We start from the raw sequence: 17290 nt of genomic DNA on the forward strand, positions 1-17290 counted from the left end.
GGGTTTATTGGCCTGGCGTGGTGGTCACGGCTGCGCGGATCAGCGGCATCGAACCCGTGACGACGGGCTGCTGCGCGAATTGCTGGTGCGCTTCAAGATATTGGTCGAGGCTCGCGTCGCGAATGATGTTGACGTCCTGCAGACCCGGCTGGGCCGATGCCTGCGCCACCGTCACGCGCTGCAGGTTGCCGCCCTGCTGCGCACCGGCCGACGCGACCTGGACGGCGCCCGGGGCACCGGCCGTCTGCATCTGCGGGACGACGATCCACGTCAGCGTGGCCGCCGCGGCCGCGACCGCGAATGCAGGCACGACGCGCCGGCGCAGCGACAGCAGCTTGCGCGCGACCGGCGCGGCCGCTGGCGCGAGCAGGTGCGGCTCGCTTTCGAGCGCAGCCGACATGCGTGCGGTGAACGCGACGCTCAGCGCGGGCGACAGCGCGAGCTCGTCCGAGCGCAGCGCATCGCCGATCAGGTGGTAATGGGCCCACGCAGCGCGATCCGCGCGGTCGAGCTCAGCCAGAAACTGCCCGTGTTCCGGGCCATCGAACATTTCGCCGTCGACCAGCGCGGAAAGGCGCTCGCCGCGCGAGCACGCTTGCGATTGCGTATTGACCGACCCCATGATGCTCCCCATCTTGCACACCCCGTCGTGACTTCACGACTCTAACCGTAACTAGACCCCGACCCGCGTCGTTCCACCCTTGGCGCTTACCAGCGCTTGCCTTCGGGCGTATCGAGCAGCGGACGCAATTTGGCAGCGATTGCTTCGCGCGCACGGAAGATCCGCGACCGGACCGTCCCGATCGGACAGCCCATCATTTCCGCGATCTCTTCGTAGCTCAGGCCCTCGATCTCGCGCAGCGTGATTGCCTGGCGCAGTTCTTCGGGCAGCAGAGCCATTGCAGCGTTGACCGTCTCGGCAATCTGCTTGCTCATCAACATCGACTCAGGCGTGTTGATATCCCTTAGTTGGTCTGCATCGGAGAAAGTTTCCGCTTCCTCCGCATCGGCCTCGGTCGAAGTCGGCGCCCGGCGGCCTTGCGTCGCAAGGTAGTTCTTCGCCGTGTTGACGGCAATTCGGTACAACCACGTATAGAACGCCGATTCGCCGCGAAATTGCGGCAGCGCACGATACGCCTTGATGAACGCGTCCTGGGCCACATCCTCGACCTCGGCGGGATCCCGCACGAGGCGCGAGATCAGCCGAATGATCTTCCGGTGGTATTTGGAGACCAGGAGTTCGAACGCCGCCTTGTCGCCCTTCTGTACGCGCTCGACCAGAGCCTGATCGATTTCTTTTTCACTCACCTGACAAATCCGTTAACTAGGGATGCAACGCGGAGCGTTATTGTAGCGTTCCGGCGCCGGCCGCTGGTTACGGTCGGTAACCATGCCGCCGTCATGCCCGCCCCGCCGCGCCCGCGGTTCTCGCCAGCACGGACAGCGCGCTGAACGATGCCGCGTCGAGCGCATCGGCCGGAATCAGCAGCGGCCGGGCCCGCCGGGCGCCCTGCCCGACCGACAGCACCAGCAGCAGGCTGCTCCAGTGCGCATGGCCCGTCACGCGGCCGCGGGCCAGCAACCGCCCGGTGCGGCCAAACGCCGCAATCTCCCCGAACGCATCGATCCGCAGCTCGGCCGGCAACCGGCGGGCACAAGCCCGCGCCGCGCATACGGCCAGCAGGGCGGCCGTCACGGCCGACACGCCTGCGCCGGCGGCAGCGCCCGCGCGCGGCGCCCAGAACAGGTATGCCGACGCGGCAGCCGACGCGACGAATGCGGCCAGCAGGAGATACGACACGGCCGAGGCCCGCAACGCAAAGCGCTGCGGACGCCCGGCCGGAGCATCGAATGGACTCGTCAAGCGATTCGACGTCAGACGCGCTTGAACACCAGCGTGCCGTTGGTCCCGCCGAAGCCGAAGTTGTTCTTCACGGCGACGTCGATCTTCATGTCACGCGCGGTGTTCGCGCAGTAATCGAGATCGCACTCGGGGTCCTGGTTGAAGATGTTGATGGTCGGCGGCGACACGTTGTTGTGCAGCGCCAGCACCGTGAACACCGATTCGAGGCCGCCCGCGCCACCCAGCAGGTGGCCCGTCATCGACTTCGTGGAGTTGACCACCATCTTGTACGCGTGCTCGCCGAAGGCCGCCTTCACCGCGTCGGACTCGTTCTTGTCGCCCAGCGGCGTCGACGTGCCATGCGCGTTCAGGTACTGGACCTCGTCGGGGTTCACGCCGGCGTCGCGCAGTGCCGCGACCATGCAGCGGCGCGGGCCGTCCATGTTCGGCGCGGTCATGTGGTACGCGTCGCCCGTCATGCCGAAGCCCGAGACTTCCGCGTAGATCTTCGCGCCGCGCGCCTTCGCCGCCTCGTACTCCTCGAGCACCATCACGCCGGAACCCTCGCCCAGCACGAAGCCGTCGCGGTCCTTGTCCCACGGACGCGACGCGGTAGCCGGATCGTCGTTGCGGGTCGACAGCGCGCGTGCTGCCGCGAAACCGCCGATGCCGAGCGGCGACACCGTCGATTCGGCGCCGCCCGCGACCATCACGTCGGCGTCGCCGGCCTGGATCAGGCGCGCGGCGAGGCCGATGCTGTGCAGGCCGGTCGTGCAGGCCGTCACGGCCGCGAGGTTCGGGCCCTTCAGGCCGAACATGATGCTCAGGTGGCCCGAGATCATGTTGATGATCGAACCCGGCACGAAGAACGGCGAAATCCGGCGCGCGCCGCGATCGACGTAGGTCTGGTGCGTATCTTCGATCATCGGCAGGCCGCCGATGCCGGAACCGACCAGCACGCCGATGCGTTCCGCATTGGCTTCAGTCACTTCCAGCCCGCTGTCCCGGAAGGCCTGGACGCCGGCGGCGATGCCGTAATGGATGAACGTATCCATGTTCCGGGCTTCCTTCGCCGGGATGTACTCCTCGGCGCTGAAACCCTTCACTTCGCCCGCGAAATGGCAGGCGAGGTTCGACGCATCGAACTTCGTGACGGTGGCGATGCCGGACTTGCCGGCGACGAGATTGGCCCAGCCGTCGGCAACACTATTGCCAACAGGCGAAATCAGCCCCAGGCCTGTAACGACAACACGACGGCGGCTCACGGTAACCTCTTTTCCATTATTGGATGACAAAAACAAAAGCCACAGTGGCCACAGGAACCAGCCCTGCGAGCCCTGTGGCTGTTAGTCCGTCCGGCGCGAAGCCGGCAGGATGGCGCGTCAATCGCGAAGATCGCGGCGACGTGGCGGACAAGCGCGAAAGGCGCTTACGCCTTGACGTTTGCGCGAGCGTAGTCGATCGCTTGCTGAACGGTCGTGATCTTCTCTGCTTCTTCGTCCGGGATTTCCATGCCGAACTCGTCTTCCAGAGCCATCACCAGCTCGACCGTATCGAGCGAGTCGGCGCCCAGATCGTTCACGAACGAAGCTTCGTTCTTGATCTCGGCTTCCGCGACGCCCAGTTGTTCAGCGACGATCTTCTTGACACGTTGTTCGATGTTGTCCATTACCCCTCCGAGGGAAAGTTCAGATTTACAAGTGCGCGCATTTTATCAGGTTTGCTGACGCCAAAACGCGCGTTGGCTTGATGGTCGATCAAGCGCCGATCCGCCTGAAAATCGGGATACGGCGCGGATGGTAAACGAAAACCGTTACGACATGTACATGCCGCCGTTCACGTGCAGCGTCGTGCCGGTGATATAACCGGCCTGCGGCGATGCGAGGAACGCGACGGCATGGGCGATGTCTTCCGGGCTGCCGAGGCGGCCGAGCGGAATCTGGGTCTTGAGCGCGGCCTGCTGTTCTTCCGGCAGCGTCTTCGTCATGTCGGTATCGATGAAGCCCGGCGCGACGCAGTTCACGGTGATGCCGCGGCTGCCGATCTCGCGCGCGAGCGCACGCGTCATGCCCGCCACGCCGGCCTTCGCGGCCGCGTAGTTGACCTGACCCGGGTTGCCGGCCGAACCGACCACCGACGTGATGTTGATGATACGGCCGCCGCGCGCCTTCATCATCGGGCGCAGCACCGCGCGCGACAGGCGGAACACCGACTTCAGGTTGGTGTCGATCACCGCGTCCCAGTCCTCGTCCTTCATCCGCATCGCGAGCTGGTCCTGCGTGATGCCCGCGTTGTTGACGAGCACGTTCAGCGCGCCGAATTCCTTCACGGTCGCATCGATCAGCGCCTCGGCGGCGGCTGCGTCGTTGACGTTCAGCACCGCGCCGCGGCCCGTGACGCCCGCTTCCGCGAATGCCGCGGTGATCGCGGCGGCGCCCGCTTCGCTCGTCGCCGTGCCGATCACCGTCGCGCCCAGGCGCGCGAGTTCGAGCGCGATCGAACGGCCGATGCCGCGCGACGCGCCGGTCACGATCGCGACCTGTTTATCGAGAGTCTTGTCCATGAATCGAATATCCGTTTCTTGGGAAAAGGCGCCGCGTCAGGCGGTCACCAGCTTGAGCGCTTCGTCGAGCGACGCCGGATCGAACACCGACGCACCCGTCAGGTTGCCGTCGATGCGCTTCGTCAGGCCGGTGAGCACCTTGCCCGGACCGCATTCGATCACGTGCGTGACGCCGGTACCGGCGATGTGCTGCACGCACTCGACCCAGCGCACCGGGCCGGCGGCCTGGCGCACCAGCGCGTCCTTGATCGCGGCCGGATCGCTGATCACGGCCACGTCGATGTTGTTCACGACCGGAATCTGCGGCGCCTTCACGTCGACGTTCGCGAGATAGTCGCGCAGCTGGTCCGACGCCGGCTTGAGCAGCGACGAATGGAACGGCGCCGACACCGGCAGCGGCAGCGCGCGCTTCGCGCCCTTCGCCTTCGCGATCTCGCATGCCTTTTCGACCGCGGCCTTGCTGCCTGCGATCACGACCTGCGCGGGCGCATTGAAGTTCACCGCTTCGACGACGCCCGCTTCCGCAGCCTCGGCGCACACCGCGCGCACCGTATCGTCGTCGAGGCCCAGGATCGCGGCCATGCCGCCCTGGCCGACCGGCACGGCCGTCTGCATCGCCTGCGCACGGAAGCGCACGAGCGGCACGGCGTCCTTGAACGCGAGCGCACCCGCGGCGACGAGCGCCGTATATTCGCCGAGGCTGTGGCCGGCGACGATCGACGGCGCCGGACCGCCTGCCTGCTGCCACGCGCGGTAGCACGCATAGGCGGCCGTCAGCATCACGGGCTGCGTATTGGTGGTCAGGTTCAGCTCTTCGGCCGGGCCTTCGGCGATCAGCTTGCCGAGATCCTGATTGAGTGCATCGGACGCTTCCTGAAGCGTCTCGCGCACGACGGCCAGATCGGCGAATGCGTTGAGCATGCCGATTGCCTGCGAGCCCTGCCCCGGAAAAACGAATGCAAATTTCATATCGTCCCCAATTGAATCGATTCGGACGGCGCGCACGAACGGCGCGCCGATGGGATCCGCGCGCAGCGGTCGCGCGCCGCGGATCAGAAGCGGAAGACCGACGCGCCCCAGGTGAAGCCGCCGCCGACGCCTTCGATCAGCACGTGCTGGCCACGCTGGATGCGACCGTCGCGCACCGCGGTATCGAGCGCCAGCGGGATCGACGCGGCCGACGTGTTGCCGTGCTGGTCGACCGTCACGACCATGCGCTCCTGCGGCAGGCCGAGCTTGCGGCAGGTACTGGTCATGATGCGGATGTTGGCCTGGTGCGGAATCAGCCAGTCGATCTGCTCGGGCGCGAGATTCGCCTTCGCGAGCGCCTCGATCGCGACCTTTTCGAGCACGTTGACCGCGAGCTTGAACACGGCCTGCCCGTCCATGTACAGGAACGCGCTGCCCTCGATCACGCCGCGGTTGACGTTACCCGGCGTGCAGAGGATGTGCGAATAGCTGCCGTCCGCATGCAGCGCGCTGCCGAGCACGCCCGGCTCTTCCGATGCGGACAGGATCACCGCGCCCGCGCCGTCGCCGAACAGCACGCAGGTCGTGCGGTCCTTGAAGTCGAGAATGCGCGAGAACGTCTCCGCACCGACCACGAGCGCCGTACGGTGCTGGCCGCTGCGGATGAAGCTGTCGGCCGTCGCCATGGCATATGCGAAGCCCGAACACACGGCCTGCACGTCGAATGCCGCGCCGCCGTTCTTGATGCCGAGCTTGTTCTGCAGCAGGCACGCGGTGCTCGGGAACACGAAATCGGGGGTCGAAGTCGCGACGATGATCAGGTCGATCGACTGCGGATCGACACCGGCCGCCTCGATCGCACGACGCGACGCCTCGAGCGCGAGATCGCTCGTCGTGACGTCCGGTGCGGCGAAATGGCGCGCATGGATGCCCGTGCGCGCAACGATCCACTCATCGCTCGTCTCGATGCCTTCCTTCGCAAGACGATCGGCCAGCTGCTGGTTCGTGACGCGGTCGGGCGGCAGGTAGCTGCCCGTGCCGAGCACGCGGGAATAGAGAGTCGATTGGGCCATTTATGCTTTAGAGGATTGCGCAGCGGAAGGTTCGGCGTGATGGCCTGCGGCCGGGCTTGCCTGGCCCGCGCCGCCCGCGTCGTGTTCGCCGTCGCCGAGCGACACCGAATTATCCGCCATCGCGCGCGCGAGGCGCTCCAGCACGCCGTTTTTGACGGCATCATACCCGCGTTTGATCGCCCACTCAAACGCGTAGGCGTCGGCCGAACCGTGGCTCTTGATCACGAGGCTCTTCAGCCCCAGCAGCGCCGCGCCGTTGTACTGGCGATGGTCGACGCGCTTCTTGAAACGCATCAGCACCGGCAGCGCGAGCAGCGCCATCAGCTTCGACATCAGCGAACGGCCGAACTCCTCGCGGATGATGTCGGACAGCATCTGCGCGAGCCCTTCCGACGTCTTCAGCGCGACGTTGCCGACGAAGCCGTCGCACACGATCACGTCGACGGTGCCCTTGTAGATGTCGTTGCCTTCCACGTTGCCGCGGAAATTGAGCGTACTGGCGCGCAGCAGTTCGCCTGCGCGCTTGATCGTCTCGTTGCCCTTGATGACCTCTTCGCCGATGTTCAGCAGGCCGATCGTCGGGCGATCCTTGCCTTCGAGCGCGGCCACCAGCGCGTGCCCCATCTCCGCGAACTGCAGCAGGTGCTGCGGCTCGCAGTCGACGTTCGCGCCGAGGTCCAGCATCATCGTATAGCCGGTCGGGTTCGGCAGCGCGAACGCGATCGCAGGCCGCTCGATGCCGGGCAGCGTCTTGAGTACGTAACGGGAAACCGCCATCAGCGCGCCGGTATTGCCGGCGGAGATACAGGCCTGCGCCGCGCCATCCTTGACGTGGTTGAGCGCGACACGCATCGAAGAATCCTTCTTCTTGCGCAGCGCCACTTCGACAGGGTCGTCCATCGCCACGACTTCGGTGGCGGGAACGATGGTCAGCGCGGGATCGTCGAGGGCTTTCAGCTTCTTCAACTGAGCGCGGATCGCGCTTTCGATGCCGACGAGCATCAGGTGCGCATCGGGATGCGCGCGGACGAACTTGACTGCCGCGGGAACGGTCACGGACGGGCCGTGGTCGCCTCCCATGCAATCGATAGTGAGCTTTACGGTCATGGAATGCGACGAATTTCAGGCACAAAAAAGCGGCAGTTGAATGCCGCCTTTTTGTTGCGCCAGGAAAGTGTCAAGCGAACCAGTTGTCACGCGAACGGCGAGCGTAGCGCGCAACGCGTGACTTGACGCTTAGTCGTTCTTCGTCTTGACGACTTTCTTGCCGCGATAGTAGCCGTTCGGGCTGACGTGGTGACGCAGATGCACTTCACCCGTGCTCGGCTCGACTGCCAGCGGCGCTGCCGTCAGGAAATCGTGCGAACGATGCATGCCGCGCTTCGACGGCGACTTCTTGTTTTGCTGGACTGCCATGACTAACTCCTAAATAATTTTCCGGATTCTAACACAGCCCGATCCGGCGCTTAACTACCCTGGCCCAAAGCCCTTACGCCTTCCCGCGCCACAACTGCTTAGTGTTTCTTGGTGCCGTCACCGTCCTTCTTCAACGCTTGCAGCGCTGCGAACGGATTCGGCCGTTTGCCTTCGTCCCCGGCTTCGTCGGACTCCTCGTCCGTCTCTTCCGCGGGACCGCTCGCACCCGACACGAGGCTTTCGTGGACTGCCGGGCAAACCTCGTGCTTGGGCACGAGCGGCAACGAAAGCAGCAATTCCTCTTCGATCAAGTCGACGAGATCGAACTGGCGTGAGCCCACGATCACATCGGCTTCATCGTCGTCGAGCGGAAATTCTTCAGCTTCTTCTTCGGTCGCGACGACCCGGTACGTCATGTCGACGTCGAACGTCTGGTCGTACGGGGTCATGCAGCGCTGGCACGTGAGCCAAGCATGGCCATGCACCGCGAGGCGCAGGTACGGCTGCTGCCCATCGGCGCCGTCGTCCTGCAATTCCTTCTGCGTGAACCCTTCCGCCTGCCAGGTGAAGACCGTGTCGCGATCTGGCGCGTCCGCCGGCACTTCGTTTAACATGCGCGGCAGTTGCGAGAGGCGCACCGCTCCTGCTGCCTGCCGCCCGCTGCGGGCGAACTCGAACAGGTCGACCGCGTGCGGGTCAAGCGCCGCCGCAGGTTTGCCAGAAGAAGTGTTCATGTGCGCTCCTGCCTACAGGCTGACTTGCGAATCCGGCTTGCTACCGCTCGCGTACGGCTCATCCGCGGATGACGTACTTTACTTCCGAAGACCCGGCAGGCGCCATCACAACGAAAGCCTGCCGACGAAAAGCGGGAAAGCATACCTGTTTTACCTTTTGCGGTCAATCACTTAAGCTTGCGTCCGCGCAACGCCGCGCCACACCTGAAGACTCACCGATCCAACCGACCATGCCGGATACCGTTTGCCGCCCGCCGCGGCTGATTCTCGCCTCCAGTTCCCGTTACCGCCGCGCGCTCCTCGAGCGCCTCGGCGTGCCGTTCGACGTCGTGTCGCCCGATCTCGACGAAACCCCGCTCGACGGCGAAACGCCGGCCGCGACCGCGCTACGCCTCGCCGGCGCGAAAGCGCGCGCCGTCGCCGCGACGATCGACGCGCCGGACGGCGTGCTCGTGATCGGGTCAGACCAGGTCGCGACTTTCGACGGCCTGCAGATCGGCAAGCCCGGCACGCACGAGCGCGCCCTCGCGCAACTCGTGTCGATGCAGGGTCGCGCCGTCGAATTCCACAGCGCGCTTTGCCTGTACGACAGCCGCACGGGCGAAGCGCAGGTCGAGGACGTCGTCACGCACGTGCGCTTCCGTTCGCTGCCCGAAGCCGAACTCGACGCGTACCTGCGCGCGGAAACGCCGTACGACGTCGCCGGCAGCGCGAAATCCGAAGGGCTCGGCATCGCGCTGCTCGACGCGATCGACTCCGACGACCCGACCGCGCTTGTCGGCCTGCCGCTGATCGCGCTCACGCGGATGCTGCGCGCCGCCGAATACCCGCTGTTTGCAACCACCCGTGGAGACCGCGCATGACCGCCGGCACGCTTTACCTCGTCCCGAACACGCTCGGCGAAGGCGACGAATCGATGCTCGCCGCCGTGCTGCCCGCTGCCGTCCAGGCACGCGCCGGCACGCTCGGCTATTACATCGGCGAGAACGCGAAAACGACGCGCGCGTTCCTGAAGAAGATCGGCACGACGCGCCCGATCCAGGAAATCGAGATCAGCGAACTGAACGTCAATACGCCGGCCGGCGCCATCGACCGGCTGCTCGCGCCCATCCTGGCCGGCGCGGACGCCGGCCTCGTGTCGGAGGCCGGCTGCCCCGCCGTCGCCGATCCCGGTGCGCTGCTGGTGCGCCGCGCGCACGAGCGCGGCGTGAAGGTCGTGCCGCTCGTCGGGCCGAGTTCGATCCTGCTCGCATTGATGGCGTCGGGCCTGAACGGCCAGAGCTTCGCGTTCAACGGCTACCTGCCGGTCGATGCGGCCGCGCGTGCGAAGCGCCTGCGCGAACTTGAACAACTGTCACGCAAAGCGCGCCAGACGCAGATCTTCATCGAAACGCCGTACCGGAATCACGCGATGCTCGACACGCTGGTCGCGACCTGCGCGCCGTCGACGCAGATCTGCGTCGCGGCCGACCTGACCCTCGCGACCGAGACGATCGCGAGCCGCACCGTGGCCGACTGGAAAAAGGCGCCTGCGCCGAATCTGCACAAGCGCCCGGCGATCTTCCTGCTGCTCGCCAACTGACGCCGCGCCCGGCGATCGGTCAACTGGAAGGCGGGCCATCGCGGCCCGCCGCCAGCGGTCAGCGCAGGCTGACCGATGCACCGCCGGCCGTCAGCGCCTTCATCGCGGCACCACCGACGGCCGCGCCGAACTTGCGCGCGACACGGTTCGTCAGGCTTTCCTTCACCGTGTAATCGACGAGATCAGGTGCCTTCAGCACGTCGCGCGCGACCGTGTCGGTCGTGCCGTAGCCGTCGGCGAGCCCGAGCTCGACGCTCTTCTCGCCCGTCCAGAACAGGCCCGAGAACATGTCGGGGGTTTCGTGCAGCCGCTTGCCGCGGCCGTCCTTCACGGCCTTGATGAACTGCGCGTGCACCTGGTCGAGCAGCGCCTGCGCGTGCGTGTCCATCTTCGGCGTCTCCGGCGAGAACGGATCGTAGAAGCCCTTGTTTTCACCTGACGTATGCAGGCGGCGCTCGACGCCGAGCTTGCCCATCAGCCCGGTGAAACCGAAACCGTCCATCAGCACGCCGATCGACCCGACGATGCTCGCCTTGTCGACGAAGATCTTGTCGGCCGCGGCCGCGATGTAATAGCCGCCCGAGGCACACATGTCGGTCACGACGACGTACAGCGGCTTGTCCGGATGCTTCGCGCGCAGCCGCCGGATCTCGTCGTAAACCATGCCGGCCTGCACGGGGCTGCCGCCCGGGCTGTTGATCCGCAGCACGACGCCGACCGTGCCGTCGTCGTCGAACGCGGCGTCGAGCGCCGTGTTGATGTCGTCGGCGTTCGCGTTGACGCCGGCCGCGATCTCGCCGTCGATCGTCACGAGCGCCGTATGCCGCCCGCTCGACGAAAACTTCGAATCGCTCGAGAAATCGATCAGCGCGAACGCGAACAGCACGAACACGCCGAGGAACGCGAAGCGGAAGAAGATTTTCCAGCGCCGCGCCGCACGCTGCTCCTTGACGGCCGCGAGCGCGATCCGCTCGAGCGCCGCGCGCTCCCAGCTCGGTTCACGGTTGTCGGGACGGGAGGAGGAATCCGGGGAATTCGGTTGGTCGGCCATGCAGTAGTGTCGTCAGTCGGTCGTGGCGGGAGTGGCCGGATACAGGTCGGCATCCGGTACCCAGAATACCGCACGGCCGTCGGGCGTGTCGCGTTCGTCGACCTCGACCGGCCGCAGGCGGCCGCCGCGGCACGGCCCGCCGACGCACTTGCCGGTGTCCGGCGCGTAGATCGCGCCGTGCGTCGCGCACATCAGGTAAAGGCCCGACGACTCGAAGAACTGCCCTTCGGCCCAGTCGAGCTCCATCGGCACGTGCGCGCAGCGGTTCAGGTAGCCGTAGGCGCGCCCTTCGTAGCGCACGAAGAACACGACGGCCTGCTCGCCGCGCAGCGTCGCGTCGACGCGCACGCCGGCACCGCCGTCGCTCAGCGCGTCCGATGCGCATACGCGCACGGCGTCCGGTGCCGTGCTCATGCGTACTCCCTCAGCCATTCGGCCAGCGCGCTGACATCAGGCGCCACGAAGCGCGGCGCCAGCGCCGCCAGCGCATCGGCCGGGTGCGCGCCGTACGCGACACCGACGCCGGCCGCACCGGCGCTCGCGGCCATCTGCAGGTCGTGCGTCGTGTCGCCGATCATCACGGTGCGTGCGAGGTCCTGCCCCAATTCCCGCGACAACTCGTGCAGCATCGCCGGGTGCGGCTTCGAGAACGTCTCGTCCGCGCAGCGCGTCGCGTCGAACACGCTCGTCAGCTTCGACTGGTCGAGGACGCGATTCAGCCCCACCCGACCCTTGCCGGTCGCCACCGCGAGCAGGTAGCCCGTGTCGCGCAGTTCGGCGAGCAGCTCGCGCACGCCGGCGAACAGCTCGATGCGCTGGTCGTCGAGCAGATAGTGATAGCGGTAGCGCTCGGCCAGCCGCGCATAGTCGGACGGATCGAGGGTCGGAGCGGTAATCTGCAGCGCATCGCGCAGGCCGAGGCCGATCACGTAGCGCGACGCCTCGTCGGACGGCGTGGGCAGGCCGAGATCACGGCATGCGGCCTGGATGCTGTGCGCGATGTGCGCAGTCGAATCCATCAGCGTGCCGTCCCAGTCGAAGACGATCAGGTCAAATTGCTGTCGAGCCATGCGGTTCAGGCGGTATCGCGCAATGCGCTGAGTTGATCGAGGAAACGCCGGCAGTCGTCCGGCAGCGGCGCGTCGAACTGCAGCGCCTCGCCGGTGATCGGATGGGCAAGCCGCAGCCGGTGTGCATGCAGGAACATCCGCTTCAGCGACGGTTGCGCGTTCGCGCGCGCCAGCGCCTTGTTCAGTGCGAAATCGCCATACTTGGCGTCGCCGGCGATCGGCAGGCCGAGATGCGCGAGGTGCACGCGGATCTGATGGGTCCGACCCGTTTTGAGTTCCGCTTCGACAAGCACATAGTCGGACCAGCGGTCGACGAGGTTGAACACCGTATGCGACGGCAGCCCGTCGTCCTGCACGCGCACGCGGCGCTCGCCTTCCGGGGTCGAATACTTGAACAGCGGCGCCTTCACCGCGCGGCGACGGCCCCAATCGGGCTGCCATTCGCCGTGCGCGCACGCGAAGTAGCGCTTGTCCATCCGGTTCTCGCGGATCTGTTCGTGCAGGCCGACCAGCGCCGTGCGCTTCTTCGCGAGCATCAGGATCCCGGACGTCTCGCGGTCGAGCCGGTGTACGAGCTCGAGGAATTTCGCGCGCGGGCGCGCCTGGCGCATCTGCTCGATCACGCCGAACGCGACGCCGCTGCCGCCGTGGACCGCGACGCCGGCCGGCTTGTCGATGACGAGCATCGCGTCGTCCTCGTACAGCACGGGGAAATTGGCGGGCGGCACGACCGGCGTGTCGGCGCGCGCGAGGTCTGCGGCCGCCACGCGCACCGGCGGCACGCGGACGAGGTCGCCAAGCTCGAGGCGGTACTGCGCGTCGATCCGGCCCTTGTTGACGCGCACTTCGCCGCTGCGGAGGATCCGGTAGATATGGCTTTTCGGCACGCCTTTACAGACGCGCAACAGGAAGTTGTCGATCCGCTGACCGGCCGAGTTTTCGTCGATCTCGATCATCGATACCTGGCCGCTTGCGACCGAATTCTGGGATATTTTGCCTAACTCATTCATACTGAATATAATTTTGCCCAGCCTGACGTTGAGGGTGGCCTGACCGGCCGGCCCCGGCTGAATCGGGCAAGGCGCAAGCGCAAACCGCTATTTTACTTGCGCCGGGGGTCCGCTGCTCACCCCTAATCAAAGAGATGCAGCAAGTTGCACGCACGGCGCCGCCCGTCGGCAAGGATCGCGCCCACAGGCGGATTCGGTCGGCAAGGCGCCGCGGTAACGGAAAGTTGGTTGAAAAGAATTTGATCGGCAGCCCGACGGCGCGAGGTGCGTCCGCAGGCTGCCGGTTGCGAAAATTACGGCGTTGCGCCCGATTTGGTCCCGCGAAGCGTGCGGGGCTTGGCGACGTCAAACCAGGGAAGTACACCCCAAGCGGGAAAGTCGGGCTGGATTCGATACTCCCCGCTGCGGCCCAAGCCGCAGCATCTGCCGCCCGTCGGCGCGCGCGACGCATTGCGCGCGCCCGTGGCAATGCCCGGACTCAGGCTTAGCGCGCTTTTGCAGCGTGCGGTGTGTGAACGCCGTGCTTTGAAGCCGTATTCGCAGGTGCCCTATGGCCGCCGGCCCCGTCTTTCGGGCCCAAGCGCCTCTTCAGGCAATTCTCCCCGCCATCGTTCCCGCTCCAGCGTGCTCGTGACAACACAACAAGGTGCGGCCTGCCGTCGTTCCCGCTCTCGCGACTGACAACCGCGAGGCGCCGGTAGCGGAGCCGCCTGGAGTCGTTCATGAAACGCATGCTGTTCAATGCGACGCAGCAGGAGGAGCTGCGCGTCGCCATCGTCGATGGGCAAAAGCTCATCGACATCGACATCGAAACCGCCGGGCGCGAACAGCGCAAGGGCAATATCTACAAAGGTGTCATCACCCGCATCGAGCCGTCGCTCGAAGCGTGCTTCGTCAACTACGGCGAAGACCGCCACGGCTTCCTGCCGTTCAAGGAAGTCGCCCGCCAGTACTTCAAGGAAGGCATCGACATGCGCTCCGCGCGCATCCAGGATGCCCTGCGCGAAGGCCAGGAGCTGATCGTTCAGGTCGAGAAGGAAGAGCGTGGCAACAAGGGCGCCGCCCTCACCACCTTCATCTCGCTCGCCGGCCGTTACCTCGTGCTGATGCCGAACAACCCGCGCGGCGGCGGCGTGTCGCGCCGGATCGAAGGCGACGAGCGCCAGGAACTGCGCGAAACGATGGCGCAGCTGCAGATTCCGGACGGCATGAGCATGATCGCCCGTACCGCGGGCATCGGCCGCAGCGCCGAGGAACTGCAGTGGGACCTGAACTACCTGCTGCAACTGTGGCGCGCGATCGAGGCTGCCTCGCAAAGCGGCAACGCGGGCCAGCCGATGCTGATCTATCTGGAATCGAGCCTCGTGATTCGCGCGATCCGGGACTATTTCCAGCCCGATATCGGCGAAATCCTGATCGACACGAACGAAATCCACGATCAGGCCCGTGCGTTCATGGACATCGTGATGCCGGACAACGTCGCGAAGGTGAAGCGCTACCACGACGACGTGCCGCTGTTCTCGCGGTTCCAGATCGAGCACCAGATCGAAACCGCATACTCGCGCACGGTGCCGCTGCCGTCGGGCGGTGCGATCGTGATCGACCACACCGAAGCGCTCGTCGCGATCGACGTGAACTCGGCGCGCGCGACCAAGGGCGCGGACATCGAGGAAACGGCGACCCGCACGAACCTCGAAGCGGCCGACGAAGTCGCCCGCCAGCTGCGCCTGCGCGACCTCGGCGGCCTGATCGTGATCGATTTCATCGACATGGAATCGGCCAAGAGCCAGCGTGAAGTCGAGCAGCGCCTGAAGGACGCGCTCAAGCACGACCGTGCGCGCGTGCAGATGGGCAAGATCTCCCGCTTCGGCCTGATGGAGCTGTCGCGCCAGCGCCTGCGTCCGGCCCTGTCGGAAGGCAGCCACGTGACGTGCCCGCGCTGTAACGGCACCGGCCACATCCGCGACACCGAATCGTCCGCGCTGCAGGTCCTGCGGATCATTCAGGAAGAAGCGATGAAGGAAAACACCGCGGCGATCCACTGCCAGGTGCCGGTCGAGGTGACCGCCTTCCTGCTGAACGAGAAGCGTCAGGAAATCAACAAGATCGAGTCGCGCTTCAAGGTCGGCATTGTGCTGATCCCGAACAAGCACCTCGATACGCCGCACTACAAGCTCGAGCGCCTGCGTCACGACGATGCGCGCCTCGACGATCCGCGCGCGTCGTGGAAGATGGCCGAGGAAGCGGCCCGCGAACTCGAGTCGGAAACCGGCTACAGCAAGCGCGCGGCAGAAGTGAAGCCGAAGCAGGAAGCCGCAGTCAAGGGCATCACGCCCGAGCGTCCGGCCCCGAGCCCGGCACCGCAGCGTCCGGTCGAACCGGTTGCCGCACCCGCCCCTGTCGCCGCGGCAAGCGGCGGCTTCATCGGCTGGCTGAAGGGCCTGTTCGGCGTGTCGCCGGCGCCGGCGCCCGCACCGGTTGCTCCGGCACCGGTGAAGGAGCAGGCAGCCCGTCCGGCCCGCGAGCGGACCGAGAAGACCGAGCAGCGCGGCGGCGATCGCAATCGCAACCGTCGTGGCGGCACGCAGCAGGCGCAAGGCGGCCGCGACCAGGCAGCGGCAGGCCGTGGCCAGTCGCAACGCCAGGAGCGCGAAGGCAAGGAAGTGCGCGAACCGCGTGAAGGCCGCGAGCCGCGCGAAGGTCGCGAGCCGCGTGAAGGTCGCGAAAGCCGCGAAGGTCGTGAAGGCCGCGAAGGTCGTGAGGGGCGCGAAGGTCGTGAGGGCCGTGGCCCGCGCGAAGGCCGCGAACCGCGCGAGCCGCGTGAAAGCCGTGAGCCGCGCGAACCGCGTGAAAGCCGTGAGCCGCGCGAACCGCGTGAGAACCGCGAGCCGCGCGAACGCGCCGAGCAGCCGGAAGCCGTCGAGGCAGCCGGCCGTGGCGAACGCCAGGAACGCGGCGAGCGTCGCGAGCGCGGTGAGCGCCGCAAGCCGACCCAGCATGCGGCCACGCTCGAGACCGTCAACCGCGGTGAAAACCACCCGGAACCGGAAGACGACAAGGCCGTCGCAGAGGCGCTGCCCGGCGCCGACCTGGCAGCCGATGCGGAAGCCGGCGCGCGTGATGGCGAAGAACGTCGTCGTCGCCGTCGCGGCCGCCGCGGCGGTCGTCGCGAACGCGACGAAGACGGCGCAGTCGTCGACCAGGCCGAGCAAGGCGCGGACGGCGAAGCAGCCGTGCACGCCGTGACGCCGGAAGCACCGGCTGCTGTCGAACCGGCCCACACGGCCGCACCGGCAGTCGTCGCGGCCGTGGCGAGCGCCGTCGCCGTGGAAGCAGTCGTCGAGCAGCATGCTGCACCGGCCGCCGTCGAAACCCAGCCGGCACCGGCACCCGTCGAAGCTGCTCCGGTCGAGCCGGCCGTCGCCGCCCAGGCAGTGGAACCGGCGCCGGTTGCACCGGCCGTCGTCGCCGAAGCCGGCCCGGCTCCGGTCGAGGTTTCGCCGACCGACGCGTTCGAAGTGCCGGCAGTCCCGGCTGCGGCCCCGGCCGTCGTCGAGGCACCGCAGCCGGCACCCGTCGAGCAAGCCGCACCGGCCGTGGCGACCGAAGCCGCTCCGGTGGCTGTCGAGCCGGCACCGGTCGAAGCTGTGCCGGTCGAGGCCGTCGCAGCTCCGGCACCGGCAGCTGCTCCCGCGCAACCGGCAGCCGCGCCCGCTTCGGCGAGCCTGGATGTCGTGCTGGAGCAAGCCGGCCTCGTCTGGGTGAACACGGACGCCAGCAAGTTCGCCGCTGCGCAGGAAGCCGCGTCGCAACTGCCGCGCCCGGCCCGCGTGCCGCGTGAACGCAAGGCGCTGCCGCCGGCCGATACGGCCCCGATGCAGCAGGTCGAAACGACGCATCACTAAGTCGCATCACCTGACCAGGAAAAGCCCGCCCCCGGCGGGCTTTTTCTTGTCCGCGCTGCGGGTTTCCGCCCACC

General features: G+C 66.8%; 18 protein-coding genes. 3 read left to right on the plus strand and 15 right to left on the minus strand.

Annotation, left to right across the window (positions count from 1 at the left end; genetic code table 11):
* Positions 1-4 precede the first annotated feature (4 nt).
* The 11 genes from DIE03_RS31005 to DIE03_RS31055 form a co-directional block, all read right to left on the minus strand.
* Positions 5-622: a sigma-E factor negative regulatory protein gene (locus DIE03_RS31005; protein WP_124456020.1), complete on the minus strand. Its 618-nt coding sequence runs from the start codon at positions 620-622 to the stop codon at positions 5-7.
* An 86-nt stretch (positions 623-708) separates the two neighbouring features.
* Positions 709-1308, minus strand: coding sequence for an RNA polymerase sigma factor RpoE (rpoE, locus tag DIE03_RS31010; protein WP_006490873.1), 600 nt, complete (start codon positions 1306-1308; stop codon positions 709-711).
* A 91-nt stretch (positions 1309-1399) separates the two neighbouring features.
* Positions 1400-1864 (minus strand): hypothetical protein, encoded by a 465-nt coding sequence (locus tag DIE03_RS31015; RefSeq protein WP_124456021.1) that lies wholly within the window; start codon positions 1862-1864, stop codon positions 1400-1402.
* 11 nt (positions 1865-1875) lie between these two features.
* A complete protein-coding gene (gene fabF / locus DIE03_RS31020; RefSeq protein WP_124456022.1) occupies positions 1876-3108 on the minus strand; it encodes a beta-ketoacyl-ACP synthase II in 1233 nt (410 codons plus the stop codon).
* 164 nt (positions 3109-3272) lie between these two features.
* Entirely contained in the window at positions 3273-3512 is a 240-nt protein-coding gene (gene acpP / locus DIE03_RS31025; protein WP_004197638.1) for an acyl carrier protein, read from the minus strand.
* A gap of 144 nt (positions 3513-3656) precedes the next feature.
* Entirely contained in the window at positions 3657-4406 is a 750-nt protein-coding gene (gene fabG, locus DIE03_RS31030; protein WP_124456023.1) for a 3-oxoacyl-ACP reductase FabG, read from the minus strand.
* 36 nt (positions 4407-4442) lie between these two features.
* The gene (fabD, locus tag DIE03_RS31035) at positions 4443-5375 is read right to left on the minus strand and encodes an ACP S-malonyltransferase (RefSeq protein WP_124456024.1); all 933 of its coding nucleotides are present in this window, start codon (positions 5373-5375) and stop codon (positions 4443-4445) included.
* 83 nt (positions 5376-5458) lie between these two features.
* A complete protein-coding gene (locus tag DIE03_RS31040; protein WP_124456025.1) occupies positions 5459-6448 on the minus strand; it encodes a beta-ketoacyl-ACP synthase III in 990 nt (329 codons plus the stop codon).
* Positions 6449-7555, minus strand: coding sequence for a phosphate acyltransferase PlsX (plsX, locus tag DIE03_RS31045; protein WP_124456026.1), 1107 nt, complete (start codon positions 7553-7555; stop codon positions 6449-6451).
* Positions 7556-7684: 129 nt separating this feature from the next.
* Entirely contained in the window at positions 7685-7864 is a 180-nt protein-coding gene (gene rpmF, locus DIE03_RS31050; protein WP_006051932.1) for a 50S ribosomal protein L32, read from the minus strand.
* A gap of 98 nt (positions 7865-7962) precedes the next feature.
* Positions 7963-8598: a DUF177 domain-containing protein gene (locus DIE03_RS31055; RefSeq protein WP_069620558.1), complete on the minus strand. Its 636-nt coding sequence runs from the start codon at positions 8596-8598 to the stop codon at positions 7963-7965.
* Positions 8599-8828: 230 nt separating this feature from the next.
* Here DIE03_RS31055 and DIE03_RS31060 point away from each other — a divergent pair, with 230 nt between their 5' ends.
* The gene (locus tag DIE03_RS31060) at positions 8829-9461 is read left to right on the plus strand and encodes a Maf-like protein (protein WP_124456027.1); all 633 of its coding nucleotides are present in this window, start codon (positions 8829-8831) and stop codon (positions 9459-9461) included.
* Entirely contained in the window at positions 9458-10180 is a 723-nt protein-coding gene (locus DIE03_RS31065; RefSeq protein WP_043181959.1) for an SAM-dependent methyltransferase, read from the plus strand. The genes DIE03_RS31060 and DIE03_RS31065 overlap by 4 nt, the downstream gene beginning before the upstream one ends.
* A 58-nt stretch (positions 10181-10238) precedes the next feature.
* On the opposite strand, the gene DIE03_RS31070 is transcribed toward DIE03_RS31065, so the two are convergent.
* Genes DIE03_RS31070 through DIE03_RS31085 form a run of 4 tightly spaced genes read right to left on the minus strand, consistent with a single transcriptional unit; the run spans position 10239 to position 13311 of the window.
* Positions 10239-11231, minus strand: a complete 993-nt coding sequence (locus tag DIE03_RS31070) for a S49 family peptidase (RefSeq protein WP_124456028.1) — start codon at positions 11229-11231, stop codon at positions 10239-10241.
* Between the two features lie 12 nt (positions 11232-11243).
* A complete protein-coding gene (locus DIE03_RS31075) occupies positions 11244-11645 on the minus strand; it encodes a Rieske 2Fe-2S domain-containing protein (protein WP_124456029.1) in 402 nt (133 codons plus the stop codon).
* A complete protein-coding gene (locus DIE03_RS31080; protein WP_124456030.1) occupies positions 11642-12301 on the minus strand; it encodes an HAD-IA family hydrolase in 660 nt (219 codons plus the stop codon). Before DIE03_RS31080 ends, DIE03_RS31075 begins: the two co-directional genes overlap by 4 nt.
* A gap of 5 nt (positions 12302-12306) precedes the next feature.
* Positions 12307-13311 carry an RluA family pseudouridine synthase gene (locus tag DIE03_RS31085; RefSeq protein ID WP_124456031.1) on the minus strand — a complete coding sequence of 335 codons (1005 nt, stop codon included), beginning with the start codon at positions 13309-13311 and terminating at the stop codon, positions 12307-12309.
* A 722-nt stretch (positions 13312-14033) separates the two neighbouring features.
* On the opposite strand from DIE03_RS31085, the gene DIE03_RS31095 reads away from it, so the two are divergent.
* On the plus strand, positions 14034-17216 hold the full coding sequence (locus tag DIE03_RS31095; protein ID WP_124456032.1) for an Rne/Rng family ribonuclease: 3183 nt from the start codon (positions 14034-14036) through the stop codon (positions 17214-17216).
* Positions 17217-17290: the final 74 nt, after the last annotated feature.

The sequence above is a fragment of the Burkholderia sp. Bp8992 genome (assembly GCF_003853705.1).
GTDB lineage: Bacteria > Pseudomonadota > Gammaproteobacteria > Burkholderiales > Burkholderiaceae > Burkholderia.

Bases quoted from the DNA above. Each gene is read 5' to 3' on its own strand.
- DIE03_RS31005 (WP_124456020.1), bottom strand. From the start codon at position 622: ATGGGGTCGGTCAATACGCAATCGCAAGCGTGCTCGCGCGGCGAGCGC.
- acpP (WP_004197638.1), bottom strand. From the start codon at position 3,512: ATGGACAACATCGAACAACGTGTCAAGAAGATCGTCGCTGAACAACTG.
- fabG (WP_124456023.1), bottom strand. From the start codon at position 4,406: ATGGACAAGACTCTCGATAAACAGGTCGCGATCGTGACCGGCGCGTCG.
- fabD (WP_124456024.1), bottom strand. From the start codon at position 5,375: ATGAAATTTGCATTCGTTTTTCCGGGGCAGGGCTCGCAGGCAATCGGC.
- DIE03_RS31040 (WP_124456025.1), bottom strand. From the start codon at position 6,448: ATGGCCCAATCGACTCTCTATTCCCGCGTGCTCGGCACGGGCAGCTAC.
- plsX (WP_124456026.1), bottom strand. From the start codon at position 7,555: ATGACCGTAAAGCTCACTATCGATTGCATGGGAGGCGACCACGGCCCG.
- rpmF (WP_006051932.1), bottom strand. From the start codon at position 7,864: ATGGCAGTCCAGCAAAACAAGAAGTCGCCGTCGAAGCGCGGCATGCAT.
- DIE03_RS31055 (WP_069620558.1), bottom strand. From the start codon at position 8,598: ATGAACACTTCTTCTGGCAAACCTGCGGCGGCGCTTGACCCGCACGCG.
- DIE03_RS31060 (WP_124456027.1), top strand. From the start codon at position 8,829: ATGCCGGATACCGTTTGCCGCCCGCCGCGGCTGATTCTCGCCTCCAGT.
- DIE03_RS31065 (WP_043181959.1), top strand. From the start codon at position 9,458: ATGACCGCCGGCACGCTTTACCTCGTCCCGAACACGCTCGGCGAAGGC.
- DIE03_RS31070 (WP_124456028.1), bottom strand. From the start codon at position 11,231: ATGGCCGACCAACCGAATTCCCCGGATTCCTCCTCCCGTCCCGACAAC.
- DIE03_RS31075 (WP_124456029.1), bottom strand. From the start codon at position 11,645: ATGAGCACGGCACCGGACGCCGTGCGCGTATGCGCATCGGACGCGCTG.
- DIE03_RS31080 (WP_124456030.1), bottom strand. From the start codon at position 12,301: ATGGCTCGACAGCAATTTGACCTGATCGTCTTCGACTGGGACGGCACG.
- DIE03_RS31085 (WP_124456031.1), bottom strand. From the start codon at position 13,311: ATGAATGAGTTAGGCAAAATATCCCAGAATTCGGTCGCAAGCGGCCAG.
- DIE03_RS31095 (WP_124456032.1), top strand. From the start codon at position 14,034: ATGAAACGCATGCTGTTCAATGCGACGCAGCAGGAGGAGCTGCGCGTC.